Origin of the sequence: Flagellimonas chongwuensis (genome assembly GCF_013376415.1) — a bacterium.
In the GTDB taxonomy this organism is placed as follows: domain Bacteria; phylum Bacteroidota; class Bacteroidia; order Flavobacteriales; family Flavobacteriaceae; genus Flagellimonas; species Flagellimonas chongwuensis.
Genome location: NZ_WYET01000001.1, coordinates 839,511 through 861,750, shown reverse-complemented (window position 1 = coordinate 861,750; position 22,240 = coordinate 839,511). Strand labels below are relative to the sequence as shown.

19 protein-coding genes are annotated in these 22,240 nt (G+C 39.7%); 12 read left to right on the top strand and 7 right to left on the bottom strand.

Annotated features, from left to right (window positions below; genetic code table 11):
• Positions 1-6 precede the first annotated feature (6 nt).
• The 9 genes from GUA46_RS03760 (at position 7) to GUA46_RS03720 (ending at position 12,836) form a co-directional block, all read left to right on the top strand.
• Complete coding sequence (locus GUA46_RS03760) at positions 7-1,599, top strand: M1 family metallopeptidase (protein ID WP_176619347.1); 1,593 nt, start codon at positions 7-9, stop codon at positions 1,597-1,599.
• A 95-nt stretch (positions 1,600-1,694) separates the two neighbouring features.
• Positions 1,695-2,231, top strand: a complete 537-nt coding sequence (locus tag GUA46_RS03755) for a GNAT family N-acetyltransferase (protein ID WP_176619346.1) — start codon at positions 1,695-1,697, stop codon at positions 2,229-2,231.
• Positions 2,232-3,015: 784 nt separating this feature from the next.
• Positions 3,016-6,510 carry an AAA domain-containing protein gene (locus GUA46_RS03750; RefSeq protein ID WP_176619345.1) on the top strand — a complete coding sequence of 1,165 codons (3,495 nt, stop codon included), beginning with the start codon at positions 3,016-3,018 and terminating at the stop codon, positions 6,508-6,510.
• Positions 6,511-6,774: 264 nt separating this feature from the next.
• A complete protein-coding gene (locus GUA46_RS03745; protein ID WP_176619344.1) occupies positions 6,775-7,689 on the top strand; it encodes a hypothetical protein in 915 nt (304 codons plus the stop codon).
• 281 nt (positions 7,690-7,970) lie between these two features.
• Positions 7,971-10,160, top strand: a complete 2,190-nt coding sequence (locus tag GUA46_RS03740; protein ID WP_176619343.1) for a DUF5916 domain-containing protein — start codon at positions 7,971-7,973, stop codon at positions 10,158-10,160.
• 144 nt (positions 10,161-10,304) lie between these two features.
• Positions 10,305-10,934: a hypothetical protein gene (locus GUA46_RS03735; protein ID WP_176619342.1), complete on the top strand. Its 630-nt coding sequence runs from the start codon at positions 10,305-10,307 to the stop codon at positions 10,932-10,934.
• A 10-nt stretch (positions 10,935-10,944) separates the two neighbouring features.
• Positions 10,945-11,367, top strand: a complete 423-nt coding sequence (locus GUA46_RS03730; RefSeq protein ID WP_176619341.1) for a hypothetical protein — start codon at positions 10,945-10,947, stop codon at positions 11,365-11,367.
• Positions 11,368-11,465: 98 nt separating this feature from the next.
• The gene (locus GUA46_RS03725; RefSeq protein ID WP_176619340.1) at positions 11,466-12,233 is read left to right on the top strand and encodes a class I SAM-dependent methyltransferase; all 768 of its coding nucleotides are present in this window, start codon (positions 11,466-11,468) and stop codon (positions 12,231-12,233) included.
• Between the two features lie 48 nt (positions 12,234-12,281).
• A complete protein-coding gene (locus GUA46_RS03720) occupies positions 12,282-12,836 on the top strand; it encodes a hypothetical protein (protein ID WP_176619339.1) in 555 nt (184 codons plus the stop codon).
• Between the two features lie 22 nt (positions 12,837-12,858).
• On the opposite strand, the gene GUA46_RS03715 is transcribed toward GUA46_RS03720, so the two are convergent.
• From GUA46_RS03715 to mvaD, 4 genes are all read right to left on the bottom strand, one after another.
• Entirely contained in the window at positions 12,859-13,701 is an 843-nt protein-coding gene (locus GUA46_RS03715) for a pseudouridine synthase (RefSeq protein ID WP_176619338.1), read from the bottom strand.
• Between the two features lie 60 nt (positions 13,702-13,761).
• Positions 13,762-14,667: a geranylgeranylglycerol-phosphate geranylgeranyltransferase gene (locus tag GUA46_RS03710; RefSeq protein ID WP_176619337.1), complete on the bottom strand. Its 906-nt coding sequence runs from the start codon at positions 14,665-14,667 to the stop codon at positions 13,762-13,764.
• Between the two features lie 10 nt (positions 14,668-14,677).
• Positions 14,678-15,616: a mevalonate kinase family protein gene (locus tag GUA46_RS03705; RefSeq protein ID WP_176619336.1), complete on the bottom strand. Its 939-nt coding sequence runs from the start codon at positions 15,614-15,616 to the stop codon at positions 14,678-14,680.
• A gap of 141 nt (positions 15,617-15,757) precedes the next feature.
• Positions 15,758-16,843, bottom strand: a complete 1,086-nt coding sequence (gene mvaD, locus GUA46_RS03700; RefSeq protein WP_176619335.1) for a diphosphomevalonate decarboxylase — start codon at positions 16,841-16,843, stop codon at positions 15,758-15,760.
• 94 nt (positions 16,844-16,937) lie between these two features.
• Between mvaD and GUA46_RS03695 the strand changes: the two genes are divergently transcribed.
• Positions 16,938-17,414, top strand: a complete 477-nt coding sequence (locus GUA46_RS03695; protein WP_108246005.1) for a TspO/MBR family protein — start codon at positions 16,938-16,940, stop codon at positions 17,412-17,414.
• Here the strand turns inward: GUA46_RS03695 and GUA46_RS03690 are convergent.
• Positions 17,411-17,965: a DUF1697 domain-containing protein gene (locus GUA46_RS03690; protein WP_176619334.1), complete on the bottom strand. Its 555-nt coding sequence runs from the start codon at positions 17,963-17,965 to the stop codon at positions 17,411-17,413. The two genes, GUA46_RS03695 and GUA46_RS03690, sit on opposite strands and share 4 nt — an antisense overlap.
• 45 nt (positions 17,966-18,010) lie before the next feature.
• Here GUA46_RS03690 and glpK point away from each other — a divergent pair, with 45 nt between their 5' ends.
• Complete coding sequence (glpK, locus tag GUA46_RS03685) at positions 18,011-19,507, top strand: glycerol kinase GlpK (RefSeq protein ID WP_108246006.1); 1,497 nt, start codon at positions 18,011-18,013, stop codon at positions 19,505-19,507.
• Between the two features lie 36 nt (positions 19,508-19,543).
• The gene (locus tag GUA46_RS03680; RefSeq protein ID WP_176619333.1) at positions 19,544-20,269 is read left to right on the top strand and encodes an MIP/aquaporin family protein; all 726 of its coding nucleotides are present in this window, start codon (positions 19,544-19,546) and stop codon (positions 20,267-20,269) included.
• Positions 20,270-20,274: 5 nt separating this feature from the next.
• On the opposite strand, the gene GUA46_RS03675 is transcribed toward GUA46_RS03680, so the two are convergent.
• Both GUA46_RS03675 and GUA46_RS03670 read right to left on the bottom strand, forming a co-directional pair.
• Positions 20,275-21,540, bottom strand: coding sequence for a BaiN/RdsA family NAD(P)/FAD-dependent oxidoreductase (locus tag GUA46_RS03675; protein WP_176619332.1), 1,266 nt, complete (start codon positions 21,538-21,540; stop codon positions 20,275-20,277).
• On the bottom strand, positions 21,540-22,235 hold the full coding sequence (locus GUA46_RS03670) for a glycerophosphodiester phosphodiesterase (RefSeq protein ID WP_108246043.1): 696 nt from the start codon (positions 22,233-22,235) through the stop codon (positions 21,540-21,542). Before GUA46_RS03670 ends, GUA46_RS03675 begins: the two co-directional genes overlap by 1 nt.
• Positions 22,236-22,240 lie beyond the last annotated feature (5 nt).

Below are 22,240 nucleotides of genomic sequence, written 5' to 3'. Positions count from 1 at the left end.
TACTCAATGAAACATAGTGTAACCTTTGTATTCACTTTTATTTTTGCTTGCCTCACTGGAAATGCCCAAGACCTCTATGCCAAAAATGAATCGGTAGATATTCAAAACTATGTTTTTGCCCTTCAATTGAATGATGCTTCCAACAAAATCAAAGGGGAGACCGAAGTAACAGTTCGTTTTAAGGAGGGTATGGTTCCATTTGCTTTGGACCTCATCCAAAAATCGGGAGAATTTGGCATGGAAGTCACCGAAGTATTAGAACAAAACATCAAGGCGAACTATACTTACACCAATAACAAAATCAACATCGTTCCTAAAAATTCAAAGGATTCCGTACAAACGTTCACCATCAAATATCAGGGGGTGCCCGAAAAAGGCTTGGTCATTGATACCACTAAGTATGGTAAGCGCTCTTTTTTTGGAGACAATTGGCCCAACTTGGCTAGGCATTGGTTGCCGTCTGTAGACCATCCATACGACAAGGCCAGTGTGGAATTCCGGATCACTGCCCCAGAACAATACGATGTGGTGGCAACGGGCAAAAAAGTGGAGGAAAGTAATCTTGAAAATGGCTTTAAACTCACGATTTATAGCGAGCCTGCCCCAGTAGCCACAAAAGTAATGACGATTGGTGTTACAGAATTTGCTTCACGAGTCGTGGACAACATTGATGGAATTGAGGTTACGGCATGGGTATATCCACAGAACCGGTTGGAGGGTTTTAGCGATTATACAGTAGCAGGACATGTGCTGGAATATTTTATAGATCATATTGGACCTTATTCGTATGCCAAACTGGCCAATATGCAGGCGAAAACACAGTGGGGTGGACTGGAAAATGCAGGCACCATCGCTTATTTTGAAAATTCGGTGACAGGAAACAAAACAGTTGAACCTTTGATTGCGCACGAAATTGCACATCAATGGTTTGGAAATTCAGCAACCGAAAAAAGCTGGAACCATGTGTGGTTGAGTGAGGGTTTTGCAACCTATTTCTGCATTCTCTATTTAGAAAACGAATATGGTGATGACCGCAGAAAAGAGGAGTTGGCCATCGATAAACGGCAAATCTTTGAGTATTACCGAAAAAACCCCGTCCCCATTGTTGACCTTACCATTAAGGACCCAATGAAGGTGTTGAGCACCAACACTTATCAAAAAGGAGGTTGGGTATTGAACATGCTACGTCACAAATTGGGTGATGGTGTATTCTGGAAAGGTATCAGAACTTATTATACCGAGTATCAAAACAGCAATGTGCTTACGGATGATTTTAGAGAGGTGATGGAAGAGACATCTGGAGAAGATTTGGCGTCCTTTTTTGAGCAATGGCTGTTTATAAAAGGCCACCCGCAGATTAAATGGAAGTGGAATTACGCCGATGGAAAAATCAATCTCACCCTGCAGCAATTACAGGACCACCATGTATTTGAGTTTCCTTTGGAAATAGGTGTGGTAAAAGATGGGAAACTGACCATAAAAACCATTGAGTTGGACCAGCGCAACCAAAACATCCAATTGGAAAGCAAAGACCGACCCGATTCCGTTGTTTTAGATCCAAATGAGTGGACATTGTTTGAGGATATGGGAAAATTATAGCATCCGTCAATTCAAACAAGGCATTGGTCAATTTCTTCCTTAGTTTCGACCGGAAAACCTCTAACTTAACTCAGCGAAGACCTAAAATTCAGTTAATGGCTACAGTTGAGACAGAACACTTGAGACTAATTCCGTGTAACAGTGAAATTTTAAAAGCAGCTATTAAAGGAAATGATAGCATTGCCCAAAAGTTAGGTGTTACCATACAAGACAATTGGACAGAGTTTGGAGTTGGCGCTTTACAATACTCACTTGACAAGCTTACGGAAAATGAAGATGAAAAAGATTGGTGGACCTATTTCCCCATTCACAAAAAGGATAACAGATTGATAGGAAGCGGTGGTTACAAAGGAAAACCAACGTCAGATGGAACCGTTGAGCTTGGATATGAAATCGCTCCGGCCTACCGTAATAAAGGGCTAGCAACTGAAATGACAAAAGGGCTTATTGAAAATGCGTTTAAGAACAGTAGCGTAAAAACAATAATTGCACACACCCTCGGATTTGAGAACCCTTCAACCAAAGTGCTGCTGAAATGTGGTTTTGAAAAAGTTGAAGAAATCAACGACCCGGATGATGGGCTTATTTGGAAATGGGAACTGAGAAACAAAAATGGGACAACGAACCAGTAAAAGAAGTTCTGAATTCTATATTTTTCAACTTGAATAACAAGCCAATGAAATATATAATCACAATTTGGTTATTCACAATAGTCATCTCACCACTATTGATAGCATTAATTTTAGGAGCTATAGTAACTGATTCAAACTTTAGTGACACTCTGAGTTTTTACGGTTCTTTTGATATAATACTTACCATGATTATTGTTGGTTTTGTTTATTCTATACCCACAATGGTTATTTTTTGGCTGATAAAAAAGAAACTGAAAAATAGATATTCGAACTTATCGAAGAAAATTATATTATCCACTTATGCCTTTTTATCCGTGTGGATTACATTTTACATTGTAGATAAAGGATTTCTTATAGTAGGATCTGAACAGACAATTTTAGCTTTAATATATTCCTTAACTATAGTTATTGGTATTTGGGTTTTTAAATTGGACAATAAATAAAAAGTGGTGTACAACAAAGTTGGTTGTGTTGACCTCCTTATTCCTCTCTTCAATCCTTTTTAGAAAATACAACCAGCATCAATTTCTCTCTGCTTTCTTTTTAGTTTCATTTTTACCCTGAAAGACCTTACGATTTTCAAAGGAGACAAAATTGCTATCCCTGGCTTGGATAATGAAGCAGGATTCAAAAATCCATCAATTCAAAACAGCCATTCGTCAATTGATGTAGGAATTTCTGGCCCATATTCACTAACTTCATTATTTGATTTTTTCCAATCCCCCACTAGATAGACTATTAACATTCAACATTTCCATGGGTTGATTCATTAAAAATTAGGATTGTGGTAGAGGTTTCAGATATAAAAGCTTGGTTGGGTTATTGGAAAAAAACGCTGTTAGATGTTGACAGAAAAAGAATTGATGTTTCCACACACCCGATTCCCGTAGATTCCTACTTTATACAGCAAGTACCTCAAAAACACGCAAAATTCTTGTGGAAAATTTCTGGGGCCAACAGAGATACACCATATATAAACGTAGATATTTGCCCTTGTTCAATCCAACCAGAATTTGAGCATGCACGATCAAAGGAGCTGGAGGAAGAAATAGCCTATCCTTTTTGGATCCCAGCAATAATGTACAAAGATGGGACACTTGAGCCACAAAAATCCAATAAGGGTGTATCCAGACCGTTTTTTGTTAGGGAATACCTTTCCCCTACCTACAAAGGTTCCTGTAATATCGCATCCATAAAAGATGTTGATATTGCCTTACAGAAAGTTGAGTTCAAAGACGATTCATGGGAAGCATACTGGAAAAAGTGCGAATCTTTTTTTTCGATTGTAACAGCGAAGAACTTTGATGAGTTCAACACAAAGCACGAAAAACATATATTCATACAAAAAGGTGAACTACGCGGCCTAACAGGAAATATCCGAAAACTATATAAAAGACTCGAAGAGGCACCTCCTAAAAACAGTTTGCTCAATAGCCTAATTGATGCCGGGAAAGTAGACTGCATGTCGATTCCTGATAAATCCACGATCATTCGGAACAAAAATCACATTGGGCAAATGAGTGGCGAGTTTCCCCTATCCGTATCGCAAAGAGAAAGTATTGCTTGTTTTAATCTTCTTACGGATTCAAATATCTTGGCTGTAAATGGCCCACCAGGAACTGGGAAAACCACCTTTTTACAGTCCGTTGTTGCAAATAGTGTGGTCTCCACTGTTGTAAATCAGCAAAAACCAGAATTACTGGTCGCATGTTCCGCAAACAATCAAGCCATAACAAATATACTTGACAGTTTTGTACTGGACTCAAAGGATAAATTGACCCAACGTTGGTTACCTGGTTTATCCTCTTTAGGGCTATACCTATCCACCAATGAAAACAAAAAGTATCAGACCTGTACTTCTGAATTTGGAAACGGTTTTATAAATGATTTTGAAAGTGACCCGGTTGATGATAAAAAAGAGTTCTTTCTAAATGAGTTCGAAGCATATATTGAAAAAAGCAAGGATATTGAAGAATGCAAACATCAATTATTCAATATAGTTCAATCAAAAGTCAATCACATTAGGGAGCATCTTGAAATTGCTGAAAACTATGAAAACATAGGTCTGCTTTTAGAAAAAAGTGGATGTTCCAATCTTGATGATTTAAAAGAACTTGTTTCCTCTATTCAAACCAAGGTTGAGAATTGCAACGCTGAAATTCAACAAATTTCGGATGCAGAAAAGAATCTGATACAAGTAGAAAAACAACAACCATTTATCCAAAAAGCATTTTCCTTTCTTCCAAAATTTAAGGAGCGAAGGGCTTCACTATTTCAAAGAACACTGTTACATATTGACTTGAAGGAAGTTTCGGACTACAGCAGCTACAGTGCTTTGATTCATTTGCTCAACGAGAAAATTATTTCAAAGACCAACTCGGCCAAACAACTGGACATAGAGTTGACCCATGCCATTGACTCTAAAAACAAGGTTGAGGAGTTTACTTCCAATTATCAATCCTGCATTAATGACTGGAACAACAATTATGGTGACCAATTCACCAAACTTCAGTCCATGACCGGCAAAGAATATCAAAATTTACAACCGTTGGAGGATATGCAGGTTAGAATGGATATTTCGTTCCGTTATGAAGCTTTTTGGTATGCCATACATTTTAGAGAAGCTGAATATTTACTGAACCTTGAGGCCAAGCTCCAAAAAAACAGCAAGGATAAGGAGCGGGGCAAGATTGGTTATAAAGAAAAACTACAGCGGTTTGCGGGGGCAACACCCATTTATATCTCCACCTTTCATTCAATTCCTAGGTTTAGTACCTTTTACGATAATGCCGAAGGTGAACAAGCCTATTACGATTTGTTCGACCTGATCATTGTTGATGAAGCTGGACAAGTTGCTCCAGATATTTCAATACCTTCATTTTCCTTGGCAAAAAAAGCAATTGTTGTAGGTGATGTATTTCAGATAGAACCTGTTTGGTCCGTGGAGGAAAAACTCGATATTGTCAATCTTAAAATGAACAATATCCTGGCCAAGGATGCTTCCGATGATGCAATCAATAACTATAAGGATTCAGGGTTACTATGTTCGTCCGGTAGCTTAATGAAAATGGCCCAACGTTCCTGTTTTGTGAAAGATGGTGAACTCGGAGGTACACTTTTAAAAGAACATAGGAGATGCCCGGACAAGATTATTTCCTATTCAAACAAAAATGTATATCACAACAAACTGATCCTGACCAAAGGGAATAAAAGAAAGGTGGACATAGACCTTCCTTTAAAAGGATTTATGCACATTGAAAGCACAAGTGATAAGGTGGGAAATAGTAGACAGAACCATCAAGATGCCATTACCATTTCCAAATGGATTGAAAGCAAGAGAGCGGAACTTGAAAATTCTTTTGGCAATAAACCTATTGCAGAAATACTTGCCATAGTTACTCCCTATAAATCCCAAGCGTCCCTTATTAAAAGTGAGCTCTTAAAGGTTGATAAAAAAGCATATCAAAAGTTGATATCTGGTACGGTTCACGCATTGCAAGGTGCTGAAATCGATATTGTTATTTTTTCAACTGTACTTACACCAGGCGACAGTACATTCTTTGCCGACAATCTAAATATGCTCAATGTAGCCGTTTCGAGAGCAAAATCAAGTTTTCTTGTTTTTGGCAATCTAAACGCCATTGATGCAACAAAGAACAATCCGTTGGGCCGTTTAAAACAATGGCTACAAGAAGATGAAAATTGTGAGTTGTCCAACAAGATTGTTTTTGATACTACAGAAACAAATCACGATGTAATTCGCGTCGCTGACTTAAAAACGCATGTTGGCACACTTAACCGTGCATTCGAAATTGCAAAATCTGAACTGATTATTGTTTCCCCGTTCATTTCTTCGAATGCGATAGAATGTGATACAATCAAGTGCTTTGATAACAATGACAAAAGAAAATTGACCTCAATTAAAATCGATTCTGTAAAGGAACAACTAAGCAATACCGTCAATAAAGGGATAAAGGTTACCATAATTACGGACTCAACACTTGACCTACAAAATAATCAGCTAAAACCTGTAGCCCAGAAAGGCCGTGAGATAATTATGCAAAGTGGAGCGAAATTGAAATTGGTAAATGGCATCCATAGCAAAACAATTATAATCGACAATGACATAATTATTGATGGTTCGTTCAACTGGTTTTCTGCACTTCGTGATGAAAACAGCAAGTATTTTAGGAACGAATCATCTATTGTGGTAAAAGGTGAGCCTGCCAAAGCAATGATCAAAAAGGCCAAAACATATTTGGAAAAGGCAATCAAATAAATTGCGTACTCCGCAAGATTGATATAGATGCTTATTGCTAAAAATCTTCTTAAACACATCAACCAATTAATCTTTTGTCTAAAAATATGGCAAATTAGAGCATCCGTCAATTGAAGTAGGGCATTGGTCAATTTCTTCTGGAGATTCAACCGGAAATCTGCTAACTTCACTTATCGGTCAAAATAATTCACTGCGTACTGAGCGTAGCCGAAGTATTAAAACGAATCATATCTTTAACGTTGGCGGTAAGCATAAAAAGACACGATGCAAACAGAAAAACAACTGAAAATATTGACTGAGTCAGGTGAAAGTGAATTTCAAGTTCGTTTTCTGAAGGAAGATGGAGTTGGATTACTCACAACAAAAAAGGATGACAATTATTTAATCCTCGAAAGTATAGACTTTTGGTATGACTTGATTCAGAATGAATATCCCAAGAAGAAAAAATGTTCCTGTAGAAATGAGTGGTTTAATGTTCAATTTAATTACACTCCCAGATTTGGAACAAATGATTATAGGGAAATTGTTGTTTTTACAACTTGTACGTCCTGTAATAAAGTGACAAAAGCTCTTTCTATTGATATAGATTACTCACCGACAGATAATTTGTTTTCTAATCCAATATCATTCTGTGAAAAGCCAAACATAAAATATAAATTCACTGAATTCAATAGTTATTGGACTGGAGATGATTTAAAGGATTTTTTAAGTTTTATATATAACGACCTTAAACTTTATGTTTATTGCTGGTTCTTTGAGTTTCCCGAAAATATTAGGCGTTTTGAAAAAGTCTCATTTGATAAGATAATAAAGATTATTACCATTAATCATAAATATTTAGACTTCTTCTTTAGTTCGTATGAATTGGATAATGACAAAATAATAAAAGGCTCAGATGACAAAGGAATTTACATAGATTCTGACAAATGGCGTAGATTTGAAATTATTCATCTTTCATCACCATTTGTAATTGTTGGTTATGGCACACTTTATTACATACATTTTTGCAATCAATATCTCGATAAAGGTAATGCGATTGATAAATCAAAATCATTTGAAGGTACTACAAAGAGATTAGTAGATTGGATGAAATTGAAATTTGTCAATAAACGTGGAAAAAACTGCTTTGATAGTGAATTAGGATATGAAAAGTATATTTCAAAACGGACTAATAAATAAATGCCAGCCGCCAACACACAATATAAAACAGTTGGGGTTCAGTGATTTGCCAGCACTCGTTCTCTTCAACTTTCTGCAACGGTGAACAGGAACGCACTCCGAAAACCCAACCGATTTTATATTGTCAAACGATAAGTGCAACACCTAAAACACTCCCAACCACTCCATCCTCAATCCATCATTTTAGATTGCACATAATTATTTGACAATATAACCACGCTAGTTTTAATTCATTGTTAAAAAACAAAGTAAATTATTACATTTACTCCACTAAACAAACAATGATCAACCGAACCAACCTCACCCCCGTCCTCATGGCATTAGCCATGTTCTTTTGTGTGTTTTTACATGCCCAAAAGAAAAATGCAGATTACAAAATTCATCTTTTCAAGACTACCGAAACCTTCACTATTGATGGTCTTGACAACGAGGAAACATGGCAAAAGGCAGAACCAGCAAACGACTTTTTTATGGTTTTGCCCATGGACGACCGCAAGGCCACACAACCTTCCGAAGTAAAAATAGCTTACGATGACAAACAACTCTATCTGTTGGCTACTTTTTTTAAGACTCCAGGTAACACCTATGTAGTGGAATCGCTCCGCAGGGACTTTTCCTTTGGGGGCAACGATAATTTTTTGTTGTTCATGGACCCGTTCAACAACCAGACCACTGGGTTTAGTTTTGGGGCTAACGCCTATGGTGCCCAATGGGATGGCACCATGTCCAACGGCGGCAGTATCGACCTGAATTGGGACAGTAAATGGGTTTCGGAAGTTCAAAATTATGAAGACAAATGGGTGGTAGAAATGGCCATTCCCTTTAAATCCATCCGGTATGAAAAAGATGTGACCGAATGGGGCGTCAACTTTTCCCGGTTGGATTTGAGCACCAACGAAAAATCGAGCTGGACACCGATTCCAAGACAGTTCCCGACGGCATCTTTGGCCTATACCGGCACTATGGTCTGGGACAATCCACCCCCAAAACAAGGGCTAAATTATTCCATTATCCCCTACGTATTGGGCACTGTTGGCAATTCGAGTATCGAAAATCTCGATTATGAGAATGAATTTAAAGTGGGTGGCGATGTTAAATTAGGGCTCACCTCTTCTTTAAATTTGGATTTGACCATAAACCCAGATTTTTCACAGGTTGAAGCCGATCGTCAAGTAGCCAATTTGACCCGGTTTGAGCTCTTCTTCCCCGAAAGGCGTCAGTTTTTTCTGGAAAACGCTGACCTCTTTGCCAGTTTTGGATATGATGAGATACGTCCTTTCTTTTCCCGCAGAATCGGATTGGGCGTGCCCATAATTGCCGGGGCAAGGGTTAGTGGAAACCTTAACCGCAACCTCCGTCTAGGCATGATGGACATGCAGACCGACAAATTGGACGAAACAGGTCTACCAAGCCAGAACTTTGCCGTACTCTCTTTACAACAAAAGGTATTCTCGCGTTCCAATATTGGTTTGATGTTCGTTAACAAGGAATCGCTGGATTACAATTCCTTGGCCGATAGTCTTCAGACCCAATACACGAAGTTCAATAGAAACCTTGGACTTGAATACAACTTGGCCTCTGCGGACAATAAGTACAATGGAAAAGTTTTTATGTTGAAATCCTTCGGTCCCGACTCTTCCTACAATGGAATTGCACAGGGGGCCCATTTACAATATAGCAGCCGTAGATGGAACTGGCGGGTACAGCAGGAATATATTTCCGATGATTTTACTTCGGAAGTGGGTTTTGTGCCCCGTACCAACTACGTTAAACTGGAAGGTTCCGTAGGTCATTTGTTTTTACCAGCCAGCGAAACCGTAGTGAGTCATGGGCCACAATACACCGGTTTCTATTATTTTGACCCTAATATGAATTCCACAGATTATGTCTCCATTTTGGGGTATGCGGTAAACTTTATAGATCGTAGTTCCTTGGGAGTCGATGTTTTTAATGAATATGTACAGCTTTTGGCACCTTTCGACCCCACTAACACGGGCAAGGAGGAACTGGCAACCGGTACCCGCCACCATTGGAACGGCGTATACCTTTCGTACAATTCGCGTCCTAAAAGTTTGTTCACCTATAATCTGACTACCCGATTGGGCCGCTATTTTTCTGGGGGATACCGAACCAACCTAAATGCGGAACTGGGGTATCGTTTTCAACCCTACGTGAGTTTGGGCGCTGTCCTCAGCTACAATAATCTTGATCTGCCCGAACCATGGTATACCACGGATTTTTGGCTGGTGGGCACGGAAGCGGACATCACCTTCACCAATAAATTGTTTTGGAACACCCTTTTCCAATACAATGAGCAGATCAATAATTTTGGCATCAACTCGAGGTTGCAATGGCGGTATGCCCCAGCTTCCGATTTATTTTTGGTATTCAACAACAACGAGCAACTATCGCCGCTTGAAGGAAATTTATGGTCGTTGACGCTCAAGTTTACCTATTGGTTTAACCGGTGATTGTTTTAAATTTTTGATGCTATTTCTAAATCCGTCAACCCAAATGGGGCATTCGTCAATTCATGGGTAATTTAACCTTATATTTCATTTAACTTCCGCCACGTACTGCCCAATGCGCAGAAACAATCAAAAATAACGGATGAAATGAAACAATTATTTATGACCCTAATTGGGATTCTATGTATTGCCACAAGTTGTAAATATGAATTAAAAGAAAGGGAAGAACCTATCACAGTTCCAAAAAAGCTTGAACACCGCCTTTCAAAAACCGATTCTCTCAAAAAGAAGTTCAAACCTGATACTACAATTGCGGGCATTTGTCTGCTCAATTCCAAAAAAGTGGATAGTATACTGGGAAACAACGTGATGGAAAGGCTTGTGCACAAGGGATTGCCAAATACAAGCGTGGTTTCAAGAGATTCCGAACAACTGCTTACCATTTATTTTCACCCAGGAAATGAGGCCAAGGAATTTTCTGAGTTCCATGTTGCCCATGCCGTCGGTACAGAGGAAAAGGAATTGGCAATGAAAGAGAATGAATTCAAAACTGAAAGCGGTATAAGACTTGGCATGACAGCGGGACAGCTTAAAGCGATAAAAGGCGAACCGCACAGGATAACGAACATGGATAATGCCACCGTTCTACATTACAGGGTAGATGATTTTAAGACCTCAAAGTTCCTTAAGAGATATAATATGCCTGTGTATTATGCTGATTATGAGTTTTCCAATGGTCATTTGAGAGCGTTTAAGTTTGGATTCGAATACCCATAAACAGATGATATTGGACAAACATACGGGCACCTTGTCCATTGCAGAGGGCGTAGGATTTGGTCCCCATGCTGATTTCAATAGGGTAAAAAGTTGGCAACTTGGTGAGAATCTTGAAGTCATTGGGACCTCGGATGCTCTGGAGCAAAAAATAGTCTTTCGGAATGTAATCGTCAATGATGACTATTTCATTTTTCGCTTAAATTTCAGCTATAACAAATTAAAGCTTTGCGAGATTTTTATTAGCCCAACCCCTTTTGAATCCAATCAAGATTGGAACAGTTGGAGCTATGAAGACGAAATGAAATATCTGGAATATTGTAAAGCCTGGCTCAAAAAAGAGGTCGGGGAAACACGGGATTTTGATTGGGGGCACATCTGGTGCGGCTACGATAGTCTGGGCGGATTTAGCAGCATAAAAATCAGATATAGTTAAAAAAACAAGCATCCGTCAATTCATAAGGGGCATTCATCAATTGGTGGCTACCGCATTGGACAGTTTTATCCATCTTTATTTTTCAAATCTGAAAAATAATGAGCAGCCTACTTAAATTTTCCATCAAACAAAAGCATAGGGAATACCGTAAAAAGAGAAAGGAAAAAATATTCAAGGGAAATAGTGTCCAATGTTCCATCTGTAATTCAGAGTACCGGGAATTTGGACCATTTGGGAATACAAAAAGGAAGAACTCCAAATGCCATAAATGTGGTTCATTGGAAAGGCATAGATTGATTTGGAAATATATACAGGACAAAAAATTGATAGCTAAATCTATACGGTTACTCCATTTTGCCCCAGAGAAAGTTTTTTATGACATTTTCTCAGAGTCGGACGATATTGCATATTTTCCGTGTGATTTACATCCAAAAGTATACGATTACAAAGGAAAGACCATAATCAATAAGGTCGATATTACCCAAATCCCTTATGAGACCGACTCTTTTGATTTTATTTTATGCAACCACGTTCTAGAACATATTCCCAATGATGCATTGGCAATGTCGGAACTTTATAGGGTGATGAAACCAAATGGTTTGGGCATATTCCAAGTTCCCATTGATTATGATCGCGACAAAACTTATGAGGATTTTTCCATAACATCCCCCAAAGCAAGGCTAAAGGCCTTTGGAAGGCGTGACCATGTGCGGTGGTATGGCAAAGACTACAAAGAACGGTTGACAAATACTGGCTTTGAGGTAACAGAGGATGATTATATTTCTTCCTTTACAAAAGAAGAGCAGTTTAAGTACGGTTTTGACAGCACCGAGCTGATTTACCTTTGTAAAAAACCAATGCAGTAAAAGTAACAACTTCACTTATCGGCCATTATAATTCATTAAAAACAAAAGATGACAAGAAAAATCAGCATTATATTCATATTTTTTTTATCGATTAAAATCTATTCGCAGAAATGTAAAACTGAACAAGACCCCTTTACGAACGAGAAAATCACATCATTTGATTTTAATGACAAGACTGTCTATTTAGAAATTAAAAATGACACCATAACGTTCGATATCACATTCAATTATTGGGGAGAAAGAGATTATGAATTCGAGAAAAAAACTGAGGTTTCATTTAAACTGGAAAATGGCTCTACGATAGTCTTGACAACAATAAAAAAGTCCGAACCAAAAATTGAAAATGTTACATCTTCAAATGGGTTTTATCAAGGCTTTGGAGGAATAATGACTACTTCAAGCTCTAAAAATTTTACTGCTTACTCTTTTGTTTTTCTACTGACAGAATCAGAATTGAAAAAATTTGCAGACTCTAAAATTGAGCTTGTACGAATTCCTGATACTGACGAGGGTGAATATGTTGACCTAAAAGCTAAAGGCAGAACAAAGAAAAAAATTAAGGCCATTATCAAAGGTGCTAATTGTATAATTGAACAATTGTAAAGAACATTTGTCAATCATATAATTACTTCAGATTCTTCAAATTGATTACCTCCTGCTCCGTTAAATGTCTCCAATGGCCTCGTGGCAAGTCTTTTTTGGTCAATCCAGCAAAGATTACCCTATCCAACTTGGTAACATTGTAACCCAAATGTTCAAAAATACGGCGCACAATACGGTTTCGCCCGCTGTGGATTTCTACTCCGACCTCGCGTTTTGGGGCTCCTTGAATGTAACTCACGCTATCAACGGTAATGGGGCCATCTTCCAGTTCTAGACCGGCTTCAATTTTATGGAGGTCGCCCAAACTTAGGTTATTGTCCAAATGCACGTGGTAAATCTTACGGATATTGTGCTTGGGATGCGTCAATTTTTTGGTGAGGTCACCGTCGTTGGTAAAAAGCAATAAACCGGTCGTATTTCGGTCCAATCGGCCTACCGGCAACAAACGGTTGTTGGATGCACTCGAAATCAGTTCCATTACGGTACGGCGCCCTTTTTCATCACTTGTGGTAGTAATAAAATTTTTGGGCTTGTTCAACAGCACGTATTCCTTTTTTTCCAAATTAAGGCGCTTTCCATCAAAACGCACATCATCGGAACGCTTTACCTTGTAACCCATTTCTGTCACCGGTTTTCCGTTTACGGTCACGTTTCCAGCAGCAATATAGGTGTCAGCTTCCCTACGGGAACAAATCCCGGCATTGGCAATATAGCGGTTCAATCGAATCTCATCTGGATTGGATTTTTTCTGGGGAGCATTCTGCTTGGGTCTTGAAGAAAAATTTTTGTTGAACGGTTTTTTTCTTTCACCGCCCTTGAAGTTTTTTGAGGGCCTTTTGCCCCTATGGTTGTCTGATTTCGCCATCAGTCGAATTTTTTGCAAATGTAGTCTTTTTAAGTTCCAAAAATCCTAAAGAACAAAGAATTACAAAATTCGGTTCAGTACCACATCCACATCTATCAACAAAATACTGAAAACGCCCACCACAATAATAAATTTGATGATGTTGTGCAGCCAAACGTAGTGCATTTTGCCCTCGGCTTTCCATAAGAGCGCCAAGAAAAAAATCAAAAGTATCACACACGCCATAAAATAATAATGCATATACCCGACATCAAAGGTTTTGATCAACAAAAGTGCGGGAACCAAAGTGAGTACAATCAAAAATGTGATAATGGATTTTGAGACACCAGCCCCATATAATATAGGAATAGTTTTATAGTTCTGTGCCAAATCGCCTGCCATACTCTCCAGATCCTTGATCATTTCCCGGGCCAAAATCAATAGGAACAAGAAAAGTGCATGTACAAAAATCACAGTCTGAAAGTTCTGGTAGTAGACAAAAACCACAAAAAACGGGGCAATGGCCAAAGTTGACGATACCAAATTGCCGACAAAAGGTATACGTTTCAGCTTGTGCGAATAAATCCAGATACCAAAAATATAGGCCGAAAAGAACAATACCGCCCTAAATGAAATATAGCTCGCTGCAAAAACAGTCAAAAAGTTAAGAATAAAATAGGTGGTCAGTTTAAAACGCTGGCTAACCAAACGATCCAACATACTTTTGGTAGGCTTGTTGATCAAGTCCTTTTCCGCGTCATAAAAATTATTTATGATATACCCGCTCGCTATGGTAAGTGCAGAAGCAGTTACGATAAGGAACAAATTTACATCCAAAACCACTTTACGCAAAGGTATGTTGGGTGACAATATGTAGATAGAGGCCAAGTACTGTGCAAAGGTTATCACGAGGATATTGTAGCCCCGAACCACAGAAAACAGACTCAATAGCTTAAACAGCAAGAGTTTGTTTTTTCTACTAAGCATGCGTTTGCTTTTAGAAGTTGTACACTACTTCCAGATTATGGCCTTTGAGTGCTTTTTTGGCTTTTTCCAAGTCCTGGGTAAAGCCCAAAATATATCCACCGCCACCGGAACCGCAAAGTTTGAGGTAATAATCGTTGGTTTCGATACCTTTTTGCCAAAGTTGGTGAAACTTGGAAGGAATCATAGGCTTAAAGTTGTCAAAAACAACATGTGAAAGTTGTTTTAAGTTCCCGAACAACGATTTTACATTACCGTTCAAGAAGTCTTCCACACAGGCATCTGTATGTTTGATGAACTGGTTCTTGATCATATTACGGAAACCTTCCTGCTTCATGTTTTCCATGAACAGTTGCACCATGGGTGCAGTCTCCCCCGTCATTCCACTATCCAATAAAAAAACTGCACCCTTTCCCTCCGTATTCTGTGAAGGAATGCTAGTAGATTCGATATTGTCCTTGGAATTGATAAGTATGGGCAAGCTCAAATAACTGTTCAACGGGTCCAATCCGGAAGATTTACCATGGAAAAAAGATTCCATTTTACCAAAAATCTTCTTCAATTGAAGCAATTTTTCGCGGGTAAGGTTTTCCAGTACCGTGATTTTATCGGTGGCATAACGGTCATAAATCGCAGCGACCAATGCACCGCTACTGCCAATTCCGTAGCCTTGGGGAATGGAACTGTCAAAGTACATTCCATCTGCCACGTCCTTTTCCAAAGCTTCAATGTCAAAAGAGACCAAACCTTCCTCCTTTATCTCGAGTACTTTTAAATACTCGGCATAGGCCTTTAGGCTTTTGTTCGATTTTTGCGCCATTTCGGAATTGTCGTTATCCCACTTGAGCGCTCCTTTGAAAAAATTATAAGGTATGGATAGTCCCTTGGAGTCCTTGATGATGCCGTACTCCCCGAACAATAATATCTTGGAATAAAATAATGGACCTTTCATATGATACTACTAAGATACAAACAAATTTTGTTTAATATTTGACAAACATCGATAAACAAATCGATTTTATCCATAAAAAACTGCTCCCGTCCGCCTAAAATCTTGGCAAATAACGTAAAAAAACAGCTTAGCTGTTCATTTTTAAGTGTTTATTTTGATAGCTCCCTGCCCTACTTGGTCGTGAATATACTGGCCGTTTTCGCAATGCTTGGCCAATGTATTTTTGATGAAATCGCGCACTTTTTCCTTTTCCGCTTCGGGATAGAGCAAATGCACGTTGGCGCCGGCGTCCAAGGTAAAGCAGACGGGGATTTTGGTGGTTTCTCGGTATTCCCAAATTTTATTGATGATTTCCAAAGTATCCGGTTTCATCAAAATAAAATAAGGCATACTGGTCATCATCATGGCATGTAAGGTCAATGCTTCACTTTCCACTAGTTTGATGAATTCTTCCAAATCGCCACTTGCCAAGATCGGTTTTAACTTGTCCAAGTTATCAAATGCCTGTTGAAATCGATTTTCCGCATACGGGTGACCGTGCATCAATTGGTGGCCCACCGTGCTACTGACCTGTTTTTGTCCCTTGTGCACCAACAAGATGGTATCGCAATAAGTTCTAAAAACTGGGTTCACCTCGAACGGGTATTCAATTCCGTACACATCAGAACTATTTGGAATATTGTTGTGCCCTCCCCACTGAACCAGACTGCCCTTAATACTTCGGCAAGCACTTCCAGAACCCAAACGGGCCAAATGCGAAGCTTTGGCATAAAAGGATGCTTCATCCAAGGCATGGTCTAGTTGCTTTTCTATATCCATCAAACATAATGACAGTGCTGCCATGCCACTGGCAGAGGAGGCAATACCACTGCTATGCGGAAAGGAGTTTGAGGTCTCGATGGTAAAATAGTATTCCTTTAAAAAGGGAAGGTACTTTTCTATGCGCTCCAAAAAGGTTTGGATCTTCGGTTTAAAATCGTCCTTCGGTTTTCCCTCAAAAAATAAGTCAAAAGAAAAACCTGTGTTGCTGTTGTTTTTTTCAAAAGCTACGGATGTGGTCGTTGCGCAAGTATCCAATGTAAAGCTTATGGATGGATTGGCGGGCATTTGAACGGGACGTTTTCCCCAATATTTTACAAGGGCAATATTGCTTGGTGCTTTCCAGGCAACCTTGCCTTTTACTGGCAAATTTTGATAATTACCGGGCAAAAAATCATTTTCCGTCATGGAGGATGGATTATTTCAACAAATATAAGCAGCGACAAACTTACTGGAAATCGGATGCAAATAAATTCTTATTTTAGTCGAAGTTGTACCAACCATGAAAAAAAGAATTATCTACATAACCCTGAGCGTTTTGGTCTGCCTTGCCATTGGTTTTTTGGCGAGCATCGCCACCCAAAGCTCCGTCAACGATTGGTACGTTACCCTGAACAAGCCTTCTTTTACGCCCCCAAACTACCTTTTTGCCCCAGTATGGACAGCATTATATATTATGATGGGTGTGGCCGCCGGTCTGGTTTGGTCCAAGGGCTATCACCATATTTGGGTAAAAACGGCATTGTACCACTTCGTATTTCAGTTATTGCTCAACGCCTTATGGAGCATCGTTTTTTTTGGTCTAAAGAATCCATTGGGCGGTATGATTGTGATTTTGGCCCTCTTGACAATGATCATACTTACCATAAAATGGTTCAAGGTCATCAGTAAGACCGCTGCCATCCTAATGATACCCTATGTCCTGTGGGTAGCCTTTGCTTCGGCACTGAACTACAAAATTTGGGAGCTCAACGCCTAATCCGAAACCAATTCCAATAATTTCAACATGGTTTTGTGGTTACGGGTGGTCGCCTCTACCTTGAGTTTGTTTTCAATGAGATTGTTGTTGAGTTTTGCCTTACCATAGCCACCTTTACAGAAAAGATATACGCAGGTATCGGTGATTTTAAAACCTTCATGTTCAAATTGAAGCTGATTGAACTGCTCAACCAGCACTTCTTTAGGGGTACTTTTCAGCAAAACATAATACAGTTTGTTTTCCTCCGCCTCTTCGTGAAAAGGATTTGCTTTCAATATGTGTTCCACATCATTCTTTCTAAGCACCAAGGTAGGTACATCAAATCCAAATTGTTGACGTATAATTATCGCTATTTTTTCCTGAAGTGCACTCCTATCCACCGGTTCACTATCAAAAATAATATTGCCGCTTTGGATATAGGTTTTGACATTTTTTAGTCCATTTTCCTCCAAAATTTGCCTTAAATCGGCCATTTTTATCTTTTTTTGACCACTTACATTGATTCCGCGCAACAAAGCTATATGTGTATTCCCCATAATGATGGATTCCAAACCCGAATTAATTTTAGTAAATTCAAACGCACTTAAATTAGCAAAATGAATCAATATATCCTTGCCTTGGACCAAGGCACTACAAGTTCCCGTGCCGTGGTCTTTGATCAAAAGGGAACCATTATTTCCGTAGCACAAAAAGAATTCACACAGATATTTCCAAAACCGGGATGGGTAGAACATGATCCCGATGAAATCTGGTCGACCCAAGCAGGTATGGCCGCAGAAGCCGTTAGCAAGAAAGGATTAAAAGCATCACAAATGGCTGCCATTGGTATTACCAATCAGAGGGAAACAGTTGTGGTGTGGGACAGGAACACGAGTGAACCAATATATAATGCCATTGTTTGGCAAGACAAACGTACAGCAGATTATTGCGATGAGTTGAAAAAAGAAGGTAAATCCGATTTGATTCGAAAAAAAACCGGTCTGGTCATCGATTCCTATTTTTCCGGTACCAAAGTAAAATGGATTTTGGACAATGTGGAGGGCGCTCGAGAAAAGGCAGAAGCGGGCGATTTGATCATGGGAACCATAGATTCGTGGTTGATATGGAAAATGACGGATGGTGGGCTTCATATTACCGATGTGACCAATGCGTGCCGCTCCATGCTGTTTAATATCAACACCATGGATTGGGACGATGAACTCTTGGATTTGTTGACCATTCCCAAGAGCATGCTTCCCGAAGTGAAGCAATCCAGTGAAATCTATGGTGAAACAACTCCTAATCTATTTGCTACTCCCATTCCGATAGCTGGAATTGCAGGTGACCAACAAGCCGCTTTGTTCGGGCAAATGTGCACCAAAAAAGGGATGGTCAAGAACACCTACGGTACAGGTTGTTTTATGCTGATGAATATTGGGGAAAAACCCATTGTTTCCGACAACAACCTGCTTACCACCGTCGCATGGAAAATCGATGGAAAAACACAATATGCCCTCGAGGGAAGCATTTTTATTGCCGGAGCTGTGGTGCAATGGCTACGTGACAGTCTAAACATTATAAAAACCTCAGCTGAAGTGGAAAAACTTGCCAGTTCCGTAGCCAGTACAGAAGGAGTGTTTTTTGTTCCTGCCTTTGCTGGGCTGGGAGCTCCACATTGGAACCAAAAGGCGCAGGGAACTATTTTTGGGCTTACACGGGGTAGTACCGATGCCCATATTGCACGTGCCGCTTTGGAGTCCATTGCCTACCAGACCATGGATATCCTAAAAGCTATGGAAGCGGATTCCGGTATTTCCATAAAAGAACTACGTGTTGATGGCGGTGCCACTATAAATGATATGCTGATGCAATTTCAGGCCGATGTTTTGAACACTGTCACGGTACGACCAAAGATTGTGGAAACTACCGTAATGGGAGCCGCCTATTTGGCAGGCTTGGCCGTTGGGTATTGGGAAAGCGCAGAAGAAATCCAAAATATTTGGCAAACCGACGTGCATTTTAATCCAACTAAAGAGCGTGAAGCCATTGATGGAGGTATCAAAGGTTGGTATAAAGCAATAAAAGCGTTGGAGTTCTGGACCGAGAACACTTAATTTGTCAAGTAACATAAACACTAACACTTTCTTTATATGACTCCATTTGTATCTGAAATTGTAGGTACTTTTTTGCTGATGGTACTCGGATGTGGTGTAAACGCCAACGTATCCCTACAAAAAACCTATGGTAACGGCTCTGGCTGGATTGTAATCACTACAGGCTGGGCTTTTGCTGTTTATACCGGTGTTGTTGTCGCTGGCCCATACAGTGGTGCGCACATAAACCCTGCAGTAAGTATTGGATTGGCCGTTGCTGGTGAATTTCCTTGGACAGAGGTTCCCTCATATATATTGGCCCAGTTTATCGGTGCAATGTTTGCGGCTCTCTGTGTATGGTTGGTCCATAAAGATCATTTTAACGCCACAGAGGATGGAGACACCAAGCGAGGAGTTTTTTGTACAGCGCCAGCTATCCCAAATACATTTATAAATCTGTTCTCCGAGGTATTGGGAACATTTGTATTGGTCTTTTCCGTACTCTATTTTACAGACGCAGTACTATCTACGGAGAATGTGATTATAGGTCTGGGTTCTCTGGGCGCTTTGCCAGTTGCTCTCATTGTTTGGGGCATTGGTTTATCACTAGGGGGAGCCACAGGCTATGCCATTAATCCTGCACGGGATTTGGGTCCGCGCATTGTTCATGCACTTTTGCCTTTAAAAAACAAAGGAAATAGTGGATGGGGCTATGCTTGGATACCTGTTGTTGGACCTATTTTGGGAGCCTCGATAGCTGCATGGATTGCTTTGGCCTTATAATGTTTTCATGAAACAATGGCTTGCGCAGCAATGTAAGCACCTGTCCATGCATTTTGAAAATTGAACCCACCTGTGATAGCATCCACATTAATGATTTCTCCTGCGAAATAGAGATTGGGATGTAATTTACTCTCAAAGGTCTTAAAGTTGATTTCTTTTAAATCCACTCCACCTGCAGTTACAAATTCTTCCTTGAAGGTACTTTTCCCCTCAACCTTAAAGGATGAAGCTGTCAGTTGTTCGGCCAACGCAAGTAGCTGCTCTTTATTTATATCGCCCCAGCGTTCATCTGGCATTATATTGGCTGCTTCCACCAAGCGCTTCCATAAACGTTTGGGCAATTCCGTAACATTGGTGCGCATAACAGTTTTTTTGGCCTCCACCTCTTTGAGTTCTTTAAGGTAAGCCTCCATGGATTCGGTACTGTATTCGGGCAACCAGTTCACTCTTATTCTGAAAGAATAATTATAATCGTGCAAAATATTCGCGCCCCACGCAGAAAGCTTCAGAATGGCAGGCCCGCTCAAACCCCAGTGTGTAATCAAAAGTGGTCCATCTGAATAAAGAACCGGTTCATCTTTTACGTTACTCTTAAGGTTCAAGTTTTTTTTATCGGTATGAAAAGTCTTTTTTGGAAGTACCTCTACGGTAGCATACGCACTTATCCCTTGAATTCCCTGAATCCTTTTATCCTTTATATTGAATGTGAACAAGGAAGGTACGGGAGATATTATCTGATGTCCCAATTTTTGTAGCTGTGCCCAAATTTTAGGGTTGCTCCCTGTAGTCAGCAGTAACTTTTTGGTCTGGTAATGCTTGTTCATGGTTGTTACCTGCCAACCATCATTCAATTTATCGATGACCTTTACCGAACTGTTTTTTAAAACTTGCACACCTAAGCGCTCTGCCTCAGTGACCAAGCAATCTATTATACTTTGGGATGAATCACTTTTAGGAAAAACCCGTCCGTCCTCCTCTATTTTGAGTGGCACTCCCCTTTCTTCAAAAAATGCCATAACATCCATTGGGGCATATTTATGAAAGGGCCCTAAAAGCTCTTTTTCTCCACGAGGATAGTTGGTGGCCAATTCTTTGGGAAGAAATTCGCCATGGGTTACATTGCAACGTCCCCCGCCTGAAACCTTTACTTTGGAAAGTACGGTTTTACCTCTTTCAAAAATGGCTATATTTAACTCCGGCGACAATTCCGCAATTTGAATTGCCGCATAAAATCCTGCTGCTCCTCCCCCTGCTATAACAATATCGTACATTACTTCACACGTTCCGGATAATTGGTAATGATTCCATCTACCCCGAACTCGGTCATTTTTTGGATGTCCTCGGGTTCGTTAACCGTCCATGTGTACACTTTTAATCCTTCTTCTTGGATTTTTGCCGTATTCTCTTTCGTAAGTGTTTCAAAATGAGGGTTTATAGCAACGGCCTTCAGTTCTTTGGCCACAACAATCGCTTTGATTGGGTCTTCCGAAGTCAGTATAGCAATTTTTATATCTGCATTACGGGACCTCATATCTCTTAGTTCATCCCAATTAAAACTTGAAATCACAAAATTCTCCGGACTCCATCCTTTGGATTTGATGTAGTAATCTACAATGTAATTTACCCTATCCGCGGTCCCGGGACCTTTTAGCTCTATGTTCAAAACAACTTTGTTGTCTATCTGTTTTAGAATATCTTGAAGCATGGGGATTTTATGCCCGCCATCCAAGATAAGTTGTCGAAGTTGAACAATATTATATTCTTCAATATTGCCGCCACCATTTGTCAGCCTATCCACTTTTTCATCATGAAAAACGACAATTTCACCACTTTGAATTTTAAACACATCTATTTCTATCATATCCACACCTAAATCAAGTGCTTTTTGAACGGATGCCAAGGTATTCTCGGTTTCGTGCCCCATAGCACCTCTATGGCCAATTACCAATGGTTTCGATGTTTTCATTTCAC